At 67.2% G+C, this 14,506-nt stretch carries 15 protein-coding genes and 1 tRNA gene; 6 read left to right on the plus strand and 10 right to left on the minus strand.

The window, feature by feature from the left end; genetic code table 11:
* The first annotated feature begins 18 nt into the window (after nucleotides 1–18).
* Nucleotides 19–678: a bifunctional 4-hydroxy-2-oxoglutarate aldolase/2-dehydro-3-deoxy-phosphogluconate aldolase gene (locus AC1DIQ_RS07965; protein WP_121041854.1), complete on the plus strand. Its 660-nt coding sequence runs from the start codon at nucleotides 19–21 to the stop codon at nucleotides 676–678.
* Nucleotides 679–732: 54 nt separating this feature from the next.
* On the opposite strand, the gene AC1DIQ_RS07970 is transcribed toward AC1DIQ_RS07965, so the two are convergent.
* From AC1DIQ_RS07970 to ispG, 3 genes are all read right to left on the minus strand, one after another.
* Entirely contained in the window at nucleotides 733–1,380 is a 648-nt protein-coding gene (locus tag AC1DIQ_RS07970; protein ID WP_019183265.1) for a response regulator, read from the minus strand.
* 222 nt (nucleotides 1,381–1,602) lie between these two features.
* Entirely contained in the window at nucleotides 1,603–2,310 is a 708-nt protein-coding gene (locus AC1DIQ_RS07975; RefSeq protein WP_478049783.1) for a phosphatase PAP2 family protein, read from the minus strand.
* On the minus strand, nucleotides 2,291–3,556 hold the full coding sequence (ispG, locus tag AC1DIQ_RS07980; RefSeq protein ID WP_478049784.1) for a flavodoxin-dependent (E)-4-hydroxy-3-methylbut-2-enyl-diphosphate synthase: 1,266 nt from the start codon (nucleotides 3,554–3,556) through the stop codon (nucleotides 2,291–2,293). Before ispG ends, AC1DIQ_RS07975 begins: the two co-directional genes overlap by 20 nt.
* Before the next feature lie 144 nt (nucleotides 3,557–3,700).
* Between ispG and AC1DIQ_RS07985 the strand changes: the two genes are divergently transcribed.
* Nucleotides 3,701–4,927 carry an ATP-binding protein gene (locus tag AC1DIQ_RS07985; RefSeq protein ID WP_478049785.1) on the plus strand — a complete coding sequence of 409 codons (1,227 nt, stop codon included), beginning with the start codon at nucleotides 3,701–3,703 and terminating at the stop codon, nucleotides 4,925–4,927.
* On the plus strand, nucleotides 4,924–5,508 hold the full coding sequence (locus AC1DIQ_RS07990) for a response regulator transcription factor (RefSeq protein ID WP_121041845.1): 585 nt from the start codon (nucleotides 4,924–4,926) through the stop codon (nucleotides 5,506–5,508). The genes AC1DIQ_RS07985 and AC1DIQ_RS07990 overlap by 4 nt, the downstream gene beginning before the upstream one ends.
* A 65-nt stretch (nucleotides 5,509–5,573) precedes the next feature.
* Here AC1DIQ_RS07990 and pgi read toward each other — a convergent pair whose 3' ends face one another.
* From pgi to pcnB, 6 genes are all read right to left on the minus strand, one after another.
* On the minus strand, nucleotides 5,574–7,088 hold the full coding sequence (pgi, locus tag AC1DIQ_RS07995) for a glucose-6-phosphate isomerase (RefSeq protein ID WP_152151547.1): 1,515 nt from the start codon (nucleotides 7,086–7,088) through the stop codon (nucleotides 5,574–5,576).
* On the minus strand, nucleotides 7,085–7,465 hold the full coding sequence (panD, locus tag AC1DIQ_RS08000; RefSeq protein ID WP_019183273.1) for an aspartate 1-decarboxylase: 381 nt from the start codon (nucleotides 7,463–7,465) through the stop codon (nucleotides 7,085–7,087). Before panD ends, pgi begins: the two co-directional genes overlap by 4 nt.
* A 183-nt stretch (nucleotides 7,466–7,648) precedes the next feature.
* Nucleotides 7,649–8,491 (minus strand): pantoate--beta-alanine ligase, encoded by an 843-nt coding sequence (panC, locus tag AC1DIQ_RS08005; RefSeq protein WP_478049786.1) that lies wholly within the window; start codon nucleotides 8,489–8,491, stop codon nucleotides 7,649–7,651.
* On the minus strand, nucleotides 8,488–9,303 hold the full coding sequence (gene panB / locus AC1DIQ_RS08010) for a 3-methyl-2-oxobutanoate hydroxymethyltransferase (protein ID WP_121041839.1): 816 nt from the start codon (nucleotides 9,301–9,303) through the stop codon (nucleotides 8,488–8,490). Before panB ends, panC begins: the two co-directional genes overlap by 4 nt.
* A 31-nt stretch (nucleotides 9,304–9,334) precedes the next feature.
* Nucleotides 9,335–9,823, minus strand: coding sequence for a 2-amino-4-hydroxy-6-hydroxymethyldihydropteridine diphosphokinase (gene folK, locus AC1DIQ_RS08015; protein ID WP_478049787.1), 489 nt, complete (start codon nucleotides 9,821–9,823; stop codon nucleotides 9,335–9,337).
* A 3-nt stretch (nucleotides 9,824–9,826) separates the two neighbouring features.
* Entirely contained in the window at nucleotides 9,827–11,194 is a 1,368-nt protein-coding gene (pcnB, locus tag AC1DIQ_RS08020; RefSeq protein ID WP_152151658.1) for a polynucleotide adenylyltransferase PcnB, read from the minus strand.
* Between the two features lie 50 nt (nucleotides 11,195–11,244).
* Here pcnB and AC1DIQ_RS08025 point away from each other — a divergent pair.
* Nucleotides 11,245–11,319: transfer RNA gene (locus AC1DIQ_RS08025), tRNA-Glu, on the plus strand.
* 150 nt (nucleotides 11,320–11,469) lie between these two features.
* Here AC1DIQ_RS08025 and AC1DIQ_RS08030 read toward each other — a convergent pair.
* Nucleotides 11,470–12,900 (minus strand): sugar porter family MFS transporter, encoded by a 1,431-nt coding sequence (locus AC1DIQ_RS08030; RefSeq protein WP_478049788.1) that lies wholly within the window; start codon nucleotides 12,898–12,900, stop codon nucleotides 11,470–11,472.
* A 247-nt stretch (nucleotides 12,901–13,147) separates the two neighbouring features.
* Here AC1DIQ_RS08030 and AC1DIQ_RS08035 point away from each other — a divergent pair, with 247 nt between their 5' ends.
* Together AC1DIQ_RS08035 and fdxA are read left to right on the plus strand one after the other, a co-directional pair.
* Entirely contained in the window at nucleotides 13,148–14,077 is a 930-nt protein-coding gene (locus AC1DIQ_RS08035) for an SMP-30/gluconolactonase/LRE family protein (RefSeq protein ID WP_478049789.1), read from the plus strand.
* A gap of 105 nt (nucleotides 14,078–14,182) precedes the next feature.
* Complete coding sequence (fdxA, locus tag AC1DIQ_RS08040) at nucleotides 14,183–14,506, plus strand: ferredoxin FdxA (RefSeq protein ID WP_121041829.1); 324 nt, start codon at nucleotides 14,183–14,185, stop codon at nucleotides 14,504–14,506.

Consider the following 14,506-nt stretch of genomic DNA (forward strand, 5'->3'; position numbering starts at 1 on the left):
AAGAAGGATTGGAAACGCATGAGCATCGCCGAACATCAGAAGCGCGCTGAAACCCTGTTGAAGGCTGCCGGCATTCTGCCGGTCGTGACCGTGCATACGCTGGATCAGGCCCGTGCGGTCAGTGCGGCGTTGTTGGAGGGCGGGCTGCCGGCGATCGAGCTGACGCTGCGTACGCCGGTGGCGATGGACGCGCTTGCCATGCTCAAGCGCGAGCTGCCGGATGTGGTGGTGGGTGCGGGCACGGTGTTGACCGTGGAGCAGATGCAGCAGTCGATCGATGCCGGTGCCGATTTCCTGGTCACGCCGGGTACGCCGGCGCATATGGCCGATGCGTTGGCGCAGGCGCCGTTGCCGGTGGTGCCGGGTGCGGCGTCGCCGACGGAAATGCTGGCGCTGTATGCGCGCGGGTTCCGGGTCTGCAAGTTGTTCCCGGCCTCGGCCGTGGGCGGGCTGGCGATGATCAAGGGCCTGGCCGGTCCGATTCCGGATCTGAAGCTGTGCCCGACCGGTGGCATCACCGAAGACACGGCGGCCGAGTACCTGGAGCAGAAGAACGTGGTCTGCATCGGCGGTTCGTGGATGGTGCCGGGCGGTTGGATCGAGCGCGGCGAGTGGGACAAGGTGCGCGAGAGTGCGGCCCAGGCCGCGAAGATCGTGGCGCGGGTCCGCGCGCACTGAACGAAAACGCCCGGGCATGCCCGGGCGTTTTTTCATCCGCTACCAGAACGCGGATTACATCGGGCGTGCCGGATCCACCAGGCCGTACTGGCTGGCCATGCGCGCGAGCGCGATGTTGTCGTTGATGCCCATCTTCTCGAACAGGCGCGCCTTGTGCGTGTTGACGGTCTTCGCGCTCAGGCTCAGGCGCTTGGCGATGTCTTCCTGGCGCAGGCCTTGGGTGAGCAGCAGCGCCACTTCCAGTTCGCGCGGGGACAGGGTGTCGAACGGCGAATGGTTGCCTTCCACGTTCGACAGCGCCAGGTTCTGCGCGATGCTGTTGCCCAGGTAGCGGCGGCCGAGTGCGGCATCACGCACCGCGCGCAGCAGTTCCTGTGCATCGCAGGCCTTGCCGATGTAGCCGGAGGCACCCGCTTCGAGCAGGCGCTTGGGCATCGGGCCATCTTCAAGGACGGAGACGATCACCACGCGGGTGCCGTGATCGCCACGGACCACGCGCTCGGTGACCTCCATGCCGCTCACGCCCGGCAGGTGCAGATCGCACAGCACGACGTCGGGCCGCAGGCGGCGGATATCCGGCAGCGCATCTTCACCGCTCTCCGCCTCACCGACCACCTCGATGTCGGTCTCGTTGGAGAGGATCATCTTCATGCCCGTACGCACCAGAGCATGATCGTCCACCAGATACACTCGAATTGTCATCCGCCAACCTCGTCAAACACTGTGAACGGGGGCAAGCCTAGCTGCGCTATGTGGCGATCACAAGGAACCGGGTTCCCCATCATCGCGTTCTGGTCCGCGCATCACAGACGTGCTGTCCTACCCCTCCCCCTGCGCCTCTCATCCTAGCCTGTTCCAAAGGGACAGCCTATCGATGAGGCCCACCTTCATGCCGTTTTCGGCCATTTTACCGCCGTAATGCCCTCAGTGGCGGTGCCGCCACGGATGCCGGCGGCGGAACATGACCAGGAAGCAGCCGACCACCCACACCAGGGCGGCACACCAGCCGGCCAGGATGTCGGAGGGGTAATGCACCCCCAGGTACATGCGCGAGATGCTCACCAGGACCGCAAATGCAAGTGCGGCAAGGGCCACCGGCCAGCGCCAGCGGGTGTTCCAGGCCAGCAGCACCAGCGTGACGGCCAAGGTCATCGAGCCCATGGCGTGGCCGCTGGGGAAGCTGAAGGTGCTCTCCGGGGCAATGGACTCCCACAGGCTGGGCCGGTCGCGCTGGAAAAAGCGCTTGCTGCCCAGGTTCAACAGCGCCGAGCCGGCGAAGCAGATCGCGACAAAACTGGCCTCGCGCCAGCGTTTGCGCCACGCCAGCAGGCCCACGATCAGCACGTCGGCCGGAATCAGGAACCACTCGTAGCCCAGCTTGGACAGCAGCACGAAGAAGCGGTCCAGGCCCGGCGAATGCAGGGCGTGCAGCTTCCACAACAGCAGGTCGTCGAAGTAGATCGCCTCCAGGGCGTGCACTTCATCGGCCAGGGCCACGAAGCCCGCCAACGGCAGCAGCACGCCCACGAACAGCAGCACGAAGCGCCAGGCGTTGCGGCTCATCCAGTGGCGGACGCCGGCGGCCGGCTCCGGCGCGGCCAGCACCGCCGGCTTATCCAACGCGTCGGACATAGGTTCGTTCGACGTACTCATCGATCAGCGTGACGAAGTCCTGGGCGATGTTCTCGCCGCGCAGGGTGACCGTCTTTTCGCCATCCACGAACACCGGCGCGGCCGGCGTTTCACCCGTGCCCGGCAGCGAGATGCCGATGTTGGCGTGGCGCGATTCGCCCGGGCCGTTGACGATGCAGCCCATGACCGCCAGGGTCATGCTCTCCGCACCCGGGTGGCTCACTTTCCAGATCGGCATTTTCTCGCGCACATGGTTCTGCACGACCTTGGCCAGTTCCTGGAAGAATTCCGAGGTGGTCCGGCCGCAGCCGGGGCAGGCCGTGACCAGCGGGGTGAAGGCGCGCTGCCCGGTGGTCTGCAGCAGTTCCTGCGCCACGATCACTTCGGCCGTGCGCGACTGGCCCGGTTCGGGGGTCAGCGAGATACGGATGGTGTCGCCGATGCCTTCCTGCAGCAGCACCGCCAGCGCCGCCGAAGAGGCGACGATGCCCTTGCTGCCGATGCCGGCTTCGGTCAGGCCCAGGTGCAGGGCGAAGTCCGAGCGCTGGGCCAGGTCGCGGTACACCGCAATCAGCTCCTGCACGCCGCTGACCTTGGCCGACAGCACGATGCGATCGCGTGGCAGGCCCAGTTCCACGGCGGTCTGCGCCGAATCCAGCGCCGAGCGGATCAGCGCTTCACGCAGCACCCGGCCGGCATCCCAGGGCTGCGCGCGCTGGCTGTTCTCGTCCATCAGGCGCGCGGCCAGAGACTGGTCCAGCGAGCCCCAGTTGGCACCGATGCGGACCGGCTTGTTGTAGCGGATCGCAAACTCGATCAGCTGCGCGAACTGGGTGTCTTTCTTCTTGCCGAAACCCACGTTGCCCGGATTGATCCGGTACTTGGCCAGCGCTTCGGCGCAGGCCGGCTCCTGGGTCAGCAGCTGATGGCCGTTGTAATGGAAGTCGCCGATGAGCGGGACATCGATCCCCATCATCTGCAGCTTCTCCACGATCCGCGGGATGGCCGCGGCCGACTCGGGATTGTTGACGGTCAACCGCACCATCTCCGAGCCCGCGCGCCACAGTTCGGCCACCTGCTTCACGCTGGAGGCGACATCGGCGGTGTCGGTATTGGTCATCGACTGCACCACCACGGGATGGCCCCCGCCCACGACCACGCCGCCGATATGAACGGGATTGGTCTGGCGGCGGGCCCACACGGCGGAGTCGGCGGGTTGGGTCGGTCGGGTCACGGCGTCATGCATCCGCCTATTTTAGCGCGCCCAGCGCACAGGTAGGTGCCCAGCGTTGGTTGGCACTCATGTTCAGCGCCCGTCGTGCGCCGCCTACCCCGGATGCGGCCTATTGTCGCAGGCAGCTCCTGGCCGGAGCGCATACGATGTGCGCACATGACCGGTCCCGACGCCCCCTTCCTCCGCACCCTGTGCAGCCTGCGCTGGCTGGCCGTGGCCGGCCAGGCCGCCACGATCCTGGTCGCTACCTGGGTACTGGGCCTGGAACTGCAGCAGCTGCCACTGTGGGCCGGCGTGGCTGCACTGGCGCTGTTCAATCTGTATGCGCAACTGCGCGTACACGATGCCGACACGGCACCGCTGACCGCGTTCTGCCACATCCTGGTGGATGTCACCGTGTTGACCTGGATGGTGGGCTGGAGCGGTGGCATCGCCAATCCCTTCGGCTCGCTGTTCCTGATCCTGATCGCGCTGGCTGCGCTCGCCCTGCCCCTGCGCTGGACCCTCGCCGTGGCCGCGGCCTGCCTGATCGGCTATGCGGCGAGCGGCGTGTTCGGGCTGCCGCTGCCGAGCGGCTATTTCACTGGTGCGCAGATGCAGCAGTGGGGCGTGGTCTGCAACTTCCTGCTGTCGGCCACGGTGGTGCTGGTGTTCGCGACCCGGCTGGCGATCGCCCTGCGCCAGCGCGAACACGAGCTGGCCATGCTGCGCGAACGCTTCGTGCGCAACGAGGGCATCGTCGCGCTGGCCACCCACGCCGCCTCGGTCGCGCATGAGCTCAATACCCCGCTGGCGACCATGACCCTGCTCGCCGACGATATCGCCGACCAGACCGAAAGCAGCGAGGTCCGCGATGACGTGGAAACCCTGCGCGAGTTGCTGGTGCAGTGCCGGGAGCGCGTGCTGGCGCTGGCCCGCCCGGCCGCCGGCGATGCGCCCGGCCGCGATGCGGTGACGTTGCCGCAGGTGCTGGAACAGTGGCGGCTGGTGCGCCCGACCATCGCGCTGAGGCGCAACGAGGATGCCCCGCTCACCCTGCCGCTGGACCCGGGTATCGGGCACCTGCTGATGGTGCTGCTCAACAATGCCGCCGACGCGGGTGAGAAGGCCGACCGACCGCAGGTGGATCTGTCGCTGCGCATCGAAGGCGATGACCTGATCGGCGAAGTACGCGACTATGGCCATGGCTTCGATGCCCGCCAGGCCGTGCTGCCCGGCACCTTGTTCAACAGCGGCAAGACCGACGGCATGGGCGTCGGCCTGGCCCTGTCCCACGCCACCATCGAACGCCTGGATGGCGAGCTGTGGATGCGCCCGGCCAACGGTGCCGGCACGCGCGTCGGCTTCCGCCTGCCCCTGTCCCCACGGGAGACTTCCGCATGACCGCCTTCACCCCCGCGCCCGGCCAGGCCAGCCATGGCCTGCTGGTCGACGACGACGAACTCTATCTGCGCACGCTGCAGCGCAGCCTGGCCCGTAAAGGGCTGGACACCGTCACCGCCAGCGACACCGCCTCGGCCCTGCTGCTGGCCCGGCAACAACCGCCCGCCTATGCGCTGATCGACCTCAAGCTCGGTACCGAATCCGGCCTGGCGCTGATCCAGCCCCTGCGCGCCCTGCGCGAAGACATGCGGATCCTGCTGGTCACCGGCTATGCCAGCATCGCCACCGCGGTGGAAGCGATCAAGCTCGGCGCGGACGACTACCTGCCCAAGCCGGCCACGGTGCCGATGATCCTGCGCGCACTCGGCGAGGAAGACGATGGTCCGGCCGACGATGGCGACATGGAACCGCCGGATGCGATGACCCCGATCAGCCGGCTGCAGTGGGAGCACATCCAGCAGGCGATGCATGAGACCGGCGGCAACGTGTCTGCCGCGGCGCGCCTGCTGGGCATGCACCGGCGCTCGCTGCAACGCAAGTTGGCCAAGCGGCCGAGCCCGGAGCGCGACCCAAGCCGGTAATGCCGACCGTGGGTCGCCCGCGCAAGAATCGGTAGCGCCGACCAGCGGCCGGCTCTACGTGGCGGTCAGGCGGTCAAGCGCCCCAGCAGCTCCAGCGTCACCGGATCGGTGATCGCATGCGCCTGGCCCTGCAGCGCGGGCAGCAACTGGCTGGCCAGCTGCTTGCCCAGCTCCACGCCGAACTGGTCGAACGCGTTGATGTTCCAGATCAGCGACTGCACGTACACGGCGTGTTCGTACATGGCGATCAGGGCACCCAGCGACTGCGGGGTCAACGCATCGAGCAGGATCAGGGTGCTCGGACGGCCACCGGGGTACTCGCGGTGCGGATCCTCGCTGCCCTGGCCATTGGCCAGCGCCTCGGTCTGCGCCAGCAGGTTGGCCATCAGCGCCTGGTGGTTGACCACGTAGGGATCATCGTTGTGCACGCAGCCGATGAAATCGGCCGGGATCACGCTGGTGCCCTGGTGCAGCGCCTGGAAGAAGCTGTGCTGCACATCGGTGCCGGCCCCGCCCCACCACACCGGTACGGTGTCGCTGGCGACCGGGCTGCCATCAAGCTGCACCCGCTTGCCCAGGCTCTCCATCACCAGCTGCTGCAGGTAGGCCGGCAGCAGCGCCAGGCGCTGGTCGTAGGTCATCACCGCATGCGTGGCATGGCCGAGCAGGTTGCGGTTCCAGATATCGGTCAGCGCATGCAGCACCGGCAGGTTCTGCGCCAGCGGAGCGGTCAGTGCGTGTTCGTCCATCTGCGCCGCACCCTCGAGCAACTGCTCGAAACGCGCAAAGCCGATGGCCAGTGCGATCGGGAAACCGACCGCCGACCACAGCGAATAGCGCCCGCCCACCCAATCCCACATCGGCAGGACGCGGCCGGCGGCGATCGAGAAGGCCTTGGCGGCACGCTCCGGATTGGCGCTGACCGCATACAGCCGCTCGCTGCCGCCCAGCCAGTCATGCAGGATCTGCCCGTTGAGCAGGGTTTCCTGGGTGCCGAAGGTCTTGGAAATCAGGATGCCGGCCGTGGTGGCCGGATCCAGCGTGGCGAGCGTGCGCTGCATCGCAGCGCCGTCCACGTTCGACACGAAATGCACGCGGAAACGTGCGCCGGTGACCGGGCGCAGCGCATCGGCCACCAGCCGTGGCCCAAGGTCCGAGCCGCCGATGCCGACGCTGACGATATCGGTGATGTGGGTCGCTTCCAGTGCGGCGATCAGCTCGCCCATCTGCTGGCGCACCTGGGCCGCCGTGGCGAAGGCCTCACCGGCCACCGGCGCGCCGCTGGCATCACCACGCAGCGCGGTATGCAGCGCGGCGCGGCCTTCGGTGACATTGACCGTTTCACCGCGGAACAGGCGCTGGAAGCCGCCGGCGACATCGCGCTCGGCAGCCAGCTGCAGCAGTGCGTCCAACGCCGCGCGGTCGTACTTCTGCCGCGCGAAATTGACGTACAACGGACCGACCCGCAACCCCAGCGATTGTGCGCGGCCCGGTTCGGCGGCGATCAACGAAGGGATGCTCGCGCCTCGCAGGCGCTGGGCATGGGAATGAAGCGGGTCGAATCCGTTGTGCTGTGTCATGCGGCCTGTGTCGGGATCGTGTCGTTGGTGTGGGAGATCTGGTTCTTGCCGTCCACATATACCAACTTCGGCTTGAAGCTGTCAGCTTCTTCTTCGCTCATGCTGGCGAAGGCGGCGATGATGATGATGTCGCCCACCTGCACGTGGCGCGCGGCGCCACCGTTGAGCGACACCACGCCGCTGCCGGCTTCGGCGCGGATGGCATAGGTGGAGAAACGCGCACCGTTGGTCACATCCCAGATGTGCACCTGCTCGAACTCACGGATGCCGGTCGCAGCCAGCAGGTTGTCATCGATGGCGATGGAACCTTCGTAGTTCAGCTCGGAGTGAGTGACGGTGGCGCGGTGGATCTTGGTCTTCAGCAGGGACAGATGCATGGCAACGGGGAAACGGTAAAGGAAAGGGAAATTCTAGCACCCGGGGGCCCGGCGGCAGGGGGTAGCCCGACCCCGACCCTCCGGCGCTGCCGGCCGTTCAGGCAGGCGGCCGGAAGGCTCTGCCCTGCGCAAACGCACAGGGCCACCCGAAGGTGGCCCTGTGGCGGCACCGCGTTGGCCGGCTCAGAACTCCAGGTTGTCGATCAACCGGGTATTGCCGATCCGCGCGGCGATCAGGGCCACGCGGGTGCCGTCATTGGCATCGGCCGGCTCGGACAGGTCCGGCAGGCGGACCACGGCGTAGTCGACCTGGAACCCGGCCGCCTGCAGCGCTGCCGCGGCTTCGGCCTCGATCAGGCTGCGGCTCTTGCCGGCGATGAAGCCTTCGCGCATGCCCAGCAGCACGTGGTGGATGGTGGTCGAGACCGGGCGTTGCTGGGCGTTGAGGTACTGGTTGCGCGAGCTCATCGCCAGGCCGTCGTCTTCGCGCACGATGTCGCCCCCGACGATCTGGATCGGGAAGGCCAGGTCTTCCACCATCTGGCGGATCACCGCCAGCTGCTGGTAGTCCTTCTTGCCGAAGGCTGCCACATCCGGCTGCACCTGGTTGAACAGGCGCGAGACCACGGTGCAGACGCCATCGAAATGGCCCGGGCGATGCGCGCCTTCGAGCAGCCCACTGATGCCGGGCACATTGACGCTGGCCGCCAGTTCCACACCGAACGGGTACATCGACTCAACCGTGGGCAGCCACAGCACATCGCACCCGGCCTGCTCCAGGCCGGTGGTGTCGGCTTCGGGCGTGCGCGGGTAGCGGGTGAAGTCCTCGTTCGGGCCGAACTGGGTCGGATTGACGAAGACGCTGGAGACCACGCGATCGGCGTACTGCCGGGCCAGCGTGACCAGTGAATAATGCCCTGCGTGCAGGTTGCCCATGGTCGGGACCAGCGCGACGCGCAGGCCCTCGCGCTTCCAGCCGTTGACGACGGCGCGCAGGCGGGACAGTTCGGTGACGGTTTCGATCATGAGGCGTAGGCGTGTTCTGCGTCGGGGAAGGAGCCGTCGCGCACGGCGTCGGCGTAGGCACGGACCGCACCGGCAACCGACCCGCCTTCGGCAAGGAAATCCTTGACGAACTTGGGACGGCGATGGCCGCTGTCCAGACCGAGGAAATCATGCAGCACCAGCACCTGGCCATCGCACTGCGGGCCGGCACCGATGCCGATGGTGGGCACGCTGATGTCCGCGGTGACCTGGGCAGCAACCGGCGTGGGCACGCATTCGAGCACGACCAGGCTGGCGCCGGCGGCTACCGCGGCCTTGGCGTCATCGCGCAGCTGCTGGGCGGCATCGCCACGGCCCTGCACGCGATAGCCGCCCAGCCGCAGCACCGACTGCGGGGTCAGGCCCAGGTGCGAACAGACCGGAATCTCGCGCTCGACCAGGTAACGGATGATATCCAGCTTGAAGCCGGCACCTTCGATCTTGACCATCTCCGCACCGGCCTGCAGCAGGCGCAGCGAGGCATCCAGCGCGCGCTCGGGGGTGGCGTCGGCGCCGAACGGCAGATCCGCCACCAGCAGCGCGCGTTGCAGTACGCGGGCCACGGCGCGGGTGTGATAGACCATGTCGTCGGTGGTCACCGGCAGGGTCGAGTCATGCCCCTGCACCACCATGCCCAGCGAGTCGCCGATCAGGATCAGGTCCACGCCGTTGGCGTCGAAGCTGCGGGCGAACCCGGCATCGTAGGCGGTCAACATCACCAGCTTCTGTCCGTTGCGCTTGGCCTCGGCCAACGCGGGCACGGTCCAGGGCTTGCTGTCTGCGTGGGTACTCATGAGCTGATAACCGGTGGCGATAAGCCCCGCATTATCCTCCTATTGAAGCGATCCCGCAGGCCTGGACCCGCATCACAGCATCCCGCACGCGGCCGTGCCCGGCAATGATGGCGTCCGGCGCGATCTCGGCCAGCGGCAGCAGCGCGAACGCGCGCTCATGCAGATAGGGGTGCGGTACCTGCAGCTGCGGCAGAGCGATGATCTGTTCGCCGTACAGCAGCACGTCCAGATCCAGTGCACGCGGCCCCCAGTGCACGGCAGGATCACGGACGCGGCCGAAGCGGCGCTCGATCTCCAGCAGGGCAGCCAGCAGATCCGGTGCGGGCAACGCGGTCTCCAGCACGGCGGCGGCATTGACGAACGCCGGCTGGTCTTGGTTGCCCCAGGCCGGCGTGCTGTACAGCTGCGAGCGCGCGCGCAGTGTGGTCTGCGGCAGGGCCGCCAGCGCCGGGAACGCATCGCGCAGGGTCTGCGCGGCGTCCCCGAGATTGGCGCCCAATCCGATACAGGCCAGGGTCACGGCTTACTCGCCTGCCACTCCACCGGGACGACGGCGGCGGCGACGACGCTTGCGCGGCGCACCGTCTTCGCCCTCGCCGTCGGCCTGGGCGGCATCCAGTGCCGAATCCAGCTCGGTGCCGGACTGCAGCTGGGCTTCGCGCCAGAACGCCACATCGGCTTCGTGCTCGCTGGAGGCGACCTGGCGCAGGACCAGGAAGTCGTAGGCGGCGCGGAAGCGCGGATGGGTCAGGGTTCGGATCACGCGCTTGCGCTGACGCGAGCCGAAGCGGCCCTGCAGCAGCCAGATTTCCTGCATCGGCAGCGAGAAGCGGCGCGGCAGGGCGATCGTGGTCAGCTGGTGCAGGGTCACGCGGTCCGCCGCACGGCGCTGCGCTTCTTCCAGCGCGACGCCCTGCTTCTGCAGGCTGGCCAGGGCGCGGCAGAACGCCGGCCACAGCAGCAGCGCGAACAGGAACGACGGCGACACCGGCTCATCATTGGCCACACGCAGATCGGTGTTGTGCAGACCTTCGATGACCATCCGGCGCAGCGCGCCACTGCGGTTGCTGCGCAGCGCAGCGGCGCTTTCCGGGAACATGACATCGAGCAGGCCGTACCGCTCCAGGCCTTCGAAGCTGGCCACGCCGTGCCCGGACAGGAACAGCTTGAGCACTTCCTCGAACAGGCGTGCCGGGGCGGCCTCGGCCAACAGGTTGGCCAGGCGCGGCAGCGGTTCGGCAGTGGCCTCTTCGATCTGGAAGCCCAGCTTGGCGGCCAGGCGCACCGCGCGCAGCATGCGCACCGGGTCTTCCTGGTAGCGCTGCTCGGGATCGCCGATCAGCTTCATCAGGCGGGCCTGCACGTCTTCAAAGCCGCCGGTGTAATCGCGGACCGAGAAATCCTCGATCGCGTAGTACAGGGCGTTGCAGGTGAAGTCGCGGCGGATCGCGTCGTCTTCGATGCTGCCGTACACGTTGTCGCGCACGAGCATGCCGTTTTCCATCTCACGGTCGCCGCTGCCATCGTCGATGTTGGCGCGGAAGGTGGCGACCTCGATGATCTCGCGGCCGAACACCACGTGCGCCAGGCGGAAGCGGCGGCCGATGAGCCGGCAGTTGCGGAACAACTGCTTGACCTGCTCGGGCGTCGCGTCGGTGGCGACGTCGAAATCCTTGGGGTGGCCGTTCACCAGCAGATCGCGGACGGCGCCGCCGACCAGGTAACCGGCAAACCCGGAATCACGCAGCCGGTACAGAACGCGCAGGGCGTTGGGGCTGATGTCCTTGCGGGAGATGTTGTGCTGATCGCGCGGGATCACGCGCAGGCTGAACGGTGATGTAGCAGAGGAATTGATGTTGGCGCTTCCGGTTGAGTTTTCGGGATTGCCCAATGGCATCTAGGTCCATATACTAGCGCGCTGCGCAGTTCGCGACAAAGTCTGCTCCCTTCGTCTAATGGTTAGGACGTGGCCCTCTCAAGGCTAAAACAGGGGTTCGAGTCCCCTAGGGAGCACCAGTCGCGGTGCAGAAAGCCAAAAACCCCGCCACGGCGGGGTTTTTTGCGTTCAGGGCCCAGGGCCTGCGGCGCCTGCCCTGCCAGGCCCGGACCGGGGAGCGCACTCCCCGACCCGGCCCCTACCCTGCGCGCAGGGCCGTCGGGAGCGGCTCAGCCCTCCATCTGCTCCAGTTCCTTGCCCTTGGTCTCCTTGACGAAGCGCAGCACGAAGAACACCGAGATCACCGCCGCCACCGTATAGATGCCGTAGGCACCGGCCAGGCCGATGCTGCCCAGCAGGATCGGGAAGGACACGGTGATGGCGAAGTTGGAGGTCCACTGCGCCGCGCCGGCCACCGCCAGCCCCGAACCGCGGATCTGGTTGGGGAACATCTCGCCCAGCATCACCCACATCACCGGGCCCCAGGACATGTTGAAGAAGATCACGTAGACGTTGGCCGCCACCAGCGCCAGCACGCCCATGTTGTCCGTGAGCTGAAGCTTCCCGGCGGTATCCAGCGAGCCACTGGCGAAGGCAATGGTGACCAGCGCCAGCGAGATCGCCATGCCGACCGAGCCGATCCACAGCAGCGGCTTGCGGCCGATGCGGTCGATCAGGACCACGGTGATCAGGCAGGCACCGATGCTCAGCGCACCCGAGAGCACGTTGATCAGCAGCGCGTCGTTCTCCGAGAAGCCCACCGCCTGCCACAGCACCGCGCCGTAATAGAAGACGACGTTGATGCCGACCAGCTGCTGGAACACCGCCAGGCCGATGCCGATCCAGACGATCGGGCGCAGTTTGCCGGTGGTCTTGCTGATCAGATCCGAGAAGGTCGGGCGGTGCTGGTCCTGGGACAGCGAGCCTTCGATCTCGGTGATCTTGGCCTGCGCCTCGACCGGGCCGTACAGCCGGGTCAGCACCGCCAGGGCCTGGTCACGGCGCCCTTTGACCACCAGGAAGCGCGGGCTCTCTGGGATCACCAGCAGCAGGCACAGGAACAGCAGCGAGGGAATGGCCTGCATCCAGAACATCCAGCGCCATGCCGCCTGCCCCAGCCACAGCGCCTGGGTGGAGGCACCGGCCGCCTTGGCCAATAGATAGTTGCTGAGGAAGGCGCAGAACAGGCCGCTGATGATCGCGATCTGCTGCACCGTCGCCAGCCGGCCGCGGTAGCGGGCCGAGGCCACCTCGGCGATGTAGGCCGGCGACATCACGCTGGCCGCACCCACCGCGAAGCCACCGATCACCCGGGCGATGATGAACACCGTGGAGCTGTGTGCCGCCCCTGCCCCCAAGGCGGAGAACAGGAACATCACCGCGGCGATGATCAGTACGCCGCGGCGGCCGAGCCGGTCGCCGAGGCGGCCGGCGAAGAATGCACCGATCGCGCAGCCGAGCAGCATCGAGGCGACCTCGAAGCCGATCCCGGCCGAACTGGACTGGAAGGTGTCCTTCAGGCCATCGACGGTGCCGTTGATCACGCCGCTGTCAAACCCGAACAGGAAGCCACCGATGGTGGCCACGCAGCTGATCAGGACGATGAAACCGGTGTTCTCGCCGCTACCGGCGCGGGTACTGCTGAGCGAAGCACTGGACATGGGAACCCCTGGTTGAAGGGACACTGGATGCTGCGGATCAGCACAGCAGATGGTGGTTGATCAGAACCGTCGTCTGCCGTACCCCCGCGCCTGACTGTCTACCGGTAGTCACCTCCATCTTGGACCGGGGATCGGCGGCTCTGCAATCGTGCACTGCGGCATTGTCTCGGCAGTGAGGCGCAGCGCACACGGGATGGATCGACCCGGTGGCAGAATGCAACGCCCGCTGATGTTGTGAGCCTGCCGAATGCGCGACGCCGCCGCCCCGTCTTCCGCTGTCGCCGATGTTCCACTGCTGGTCGACAGCCGCTGCACCCATGGCGAAGGCGCCCTGTGGTCGGCCCGCCGGCAATGCCTTTTCTGGGTGGATATCAGTGAGCGCCGCTTGTGGCAGTACCGCAGTGCCGACGGCAGTCACCGGAGCTGGTTGCTGCCGGACCGGCCCGGCTGCCTCGCCGAAGGGGACGACGGCCGCCTGCTGATCGCGCTGGCCGGCTCATTGCAGCGGCTGGATATCGACCGCGACGGCGATGCCCCGGCGCCCGCGCTGGAATGGCTGGCCGATGTGCAGCCCGATGTCGTGGACACGCGCAGCAATGACGGCCGTACCGATCGCGCCGGCAATCTGGTGTTCGGCACCATGAGCGAGGATCCTGCGCGTGCACCGCTCGGCCGTTACTACCAGTTTTCGATGCGCCATGGCCTGCGCGAACTGAACCTGCCGGACGTCGTCATTCCCAATGCGATCTGTTTCAGTGCGGACGGCGCCACGATGTACTTCTGCGATTCGGTACGGCCGGCGCTGTGGTGCTGCGATTACGACGCCGAGCGCGCGCACTGCGGGGCGCCGCGCCTGTTCGCTGCGCTGCCCGATCCGGACTGGGAACCCGATGGGGCCATTGTGGATGCCGATGGCGGCGTCTGGAACGCGCAGTGGCGCGCCTCCCGCGTGGTGCGTTATCGCCCTGACGGACAGGTTGACCGGGTGGTCCTGCTGCCGGTGCGCAACCCGACCTGCGTCGCGCTCGGCGGGCCCTCGCTGCGGCACCTGATGATCACCAGTTCCCGGCTGGACCACACCGACCAGCAACTGGCGGCAAGCCCGCGCGCCGGCGGCGTATTTGCGCTGGAGACCGGCATCCCCGGCCTGCCCGAGAGTCCCTTCCGCTGGGGCTGAGCCTTGCGCCAGCGGCATTTCGGGGTTTCAGGCACGATCCGATCCCGCGCCACGGACCAACCTGTTCTAGAATTGTGCGGCTTACTGTCGGATTCAGATCCAGCCATGCCTTTTGTCGTCACCGAAAACTGCATCAAGTGCAAACACACCGATTGCGTGGAAGTGTGCCCCGTGGATTGCTTCCACGAAGGCCCCAACTTCCTGGTGATCGACCCGGATGAGTGCATCGATTGCACCCTGTGCGAACCGGAGTGCCCGGTCAACGCGATCTTCCCCGAAGACGACGTGCCCGCCGGGCAGGAAGCATTCGTCGCCCTGAACGCCGAGCTGGCCAAGGCCTGGCCGGTGCTGACCGTGCGCAAGGACCCGCCCGCCGATGCCGGCGAATGGGATGGCAAGCCGGACAAGCTGACGCTTCTGGAACGCTGA

Source organism: Stenotrophomonas sp. 05L413 (genome assembly GCF_056397945.1).

Excerpts from the sequence above, each read along its gene's own strand:
- fdxA (WP_121041829.1), top strand. The coding sequence starts at position 14,183 with ATGCCTTTTGTCGTCACCGAAAACTGCATCAAGTGCAAACACACCGAT.
- AC1DIQ_RS08035 (WP_478049789.1), top strand. The coding sequence starts at position 13,148 with ATGCGCGACGCCGCCGCCCCGTCTTCCGCTGTCGCCGATGTTCCACTG.
- pgi (WP_152151547.1), bottom strand. The coding sequence starts at position 7,088 with ATGACACAGCACAACGGATTCGACCCGCTTCATTCCCATGCCCAGCGC.
- panB (WP_121041839.1), bottom strand. The coding sequence starts at position 9,303 with ATGAGTACCCACGCAGACAGCAAGCCCTGGACCGTGCCCGCGTTGGCC.
- AC1DIQ_RS07965 (WP_121041854.1), top strand. The coding sequence starts at position 19 with ATGAGCATCGCCGAACATCAGAAGCGCGCTGAAACCCTGTTGAAGGCT.
- AC1DIQ_RS07985 (WP_478049785.1), top strand. The coding sequence starts at position 3,701 with ATGACCGGTCCCGACGCCCCCTTCCTCCGCACCCTGTGCAGCCTGCGC.
- panC (WP_478049786.1), bottom strand. The coding sequence starts at position 8,491 with ATGATCGAAACCGTCACCGAACTGTCCCGCCTGCGCGCCGTCGTCAAC.
- panD (WP_019183273.1), bottom strand. The coding sequence starts at position 7,465 with ATGCATCTGTCCCTGCTGAAGACCAAGATCCACCGCGCCACCGTCACT.
- AC1DIQ_RS07990 (WP_121041845.1), top strand. The coding sequence starts at position 4,924 with ATGACCGCCTTCACCCCCGCGCCCGGCCAGGCCAGCCATGGCCTGCTG.
- ispG (WP_478049784.1), bottom strand. The coding sequence starts at position 3,556 with ATGCATGACGCCGTGACCCGACCGACCCAACCCGCCGACTCCGCCGTG.
- AC1DIQ_RS07970 (WP_019183265.1), bottom strand. The coding sequence starts at position 1,380 with ATGACAATTCGAGTGTATCTGGTGGACGATCATGCTCTGGTGCGTACG.
- AC1DIQ_RS07975 (WP_478049783.1), bottom strand. The coding sequence starts at position 2,310 with ATGTCCGACGCGTTGGATAAGCCGGCGGTGCTGGCCGCGCCGGAGCCG.
- AC1DIQ_RS08030 (WP_478049788.1), bottom strand. The coding sequence starts at position 12,900 with ATGTCCAGTGCTTCGCTCAGCAGTACCCGCGCCGGTAGCGGCGAGAAC.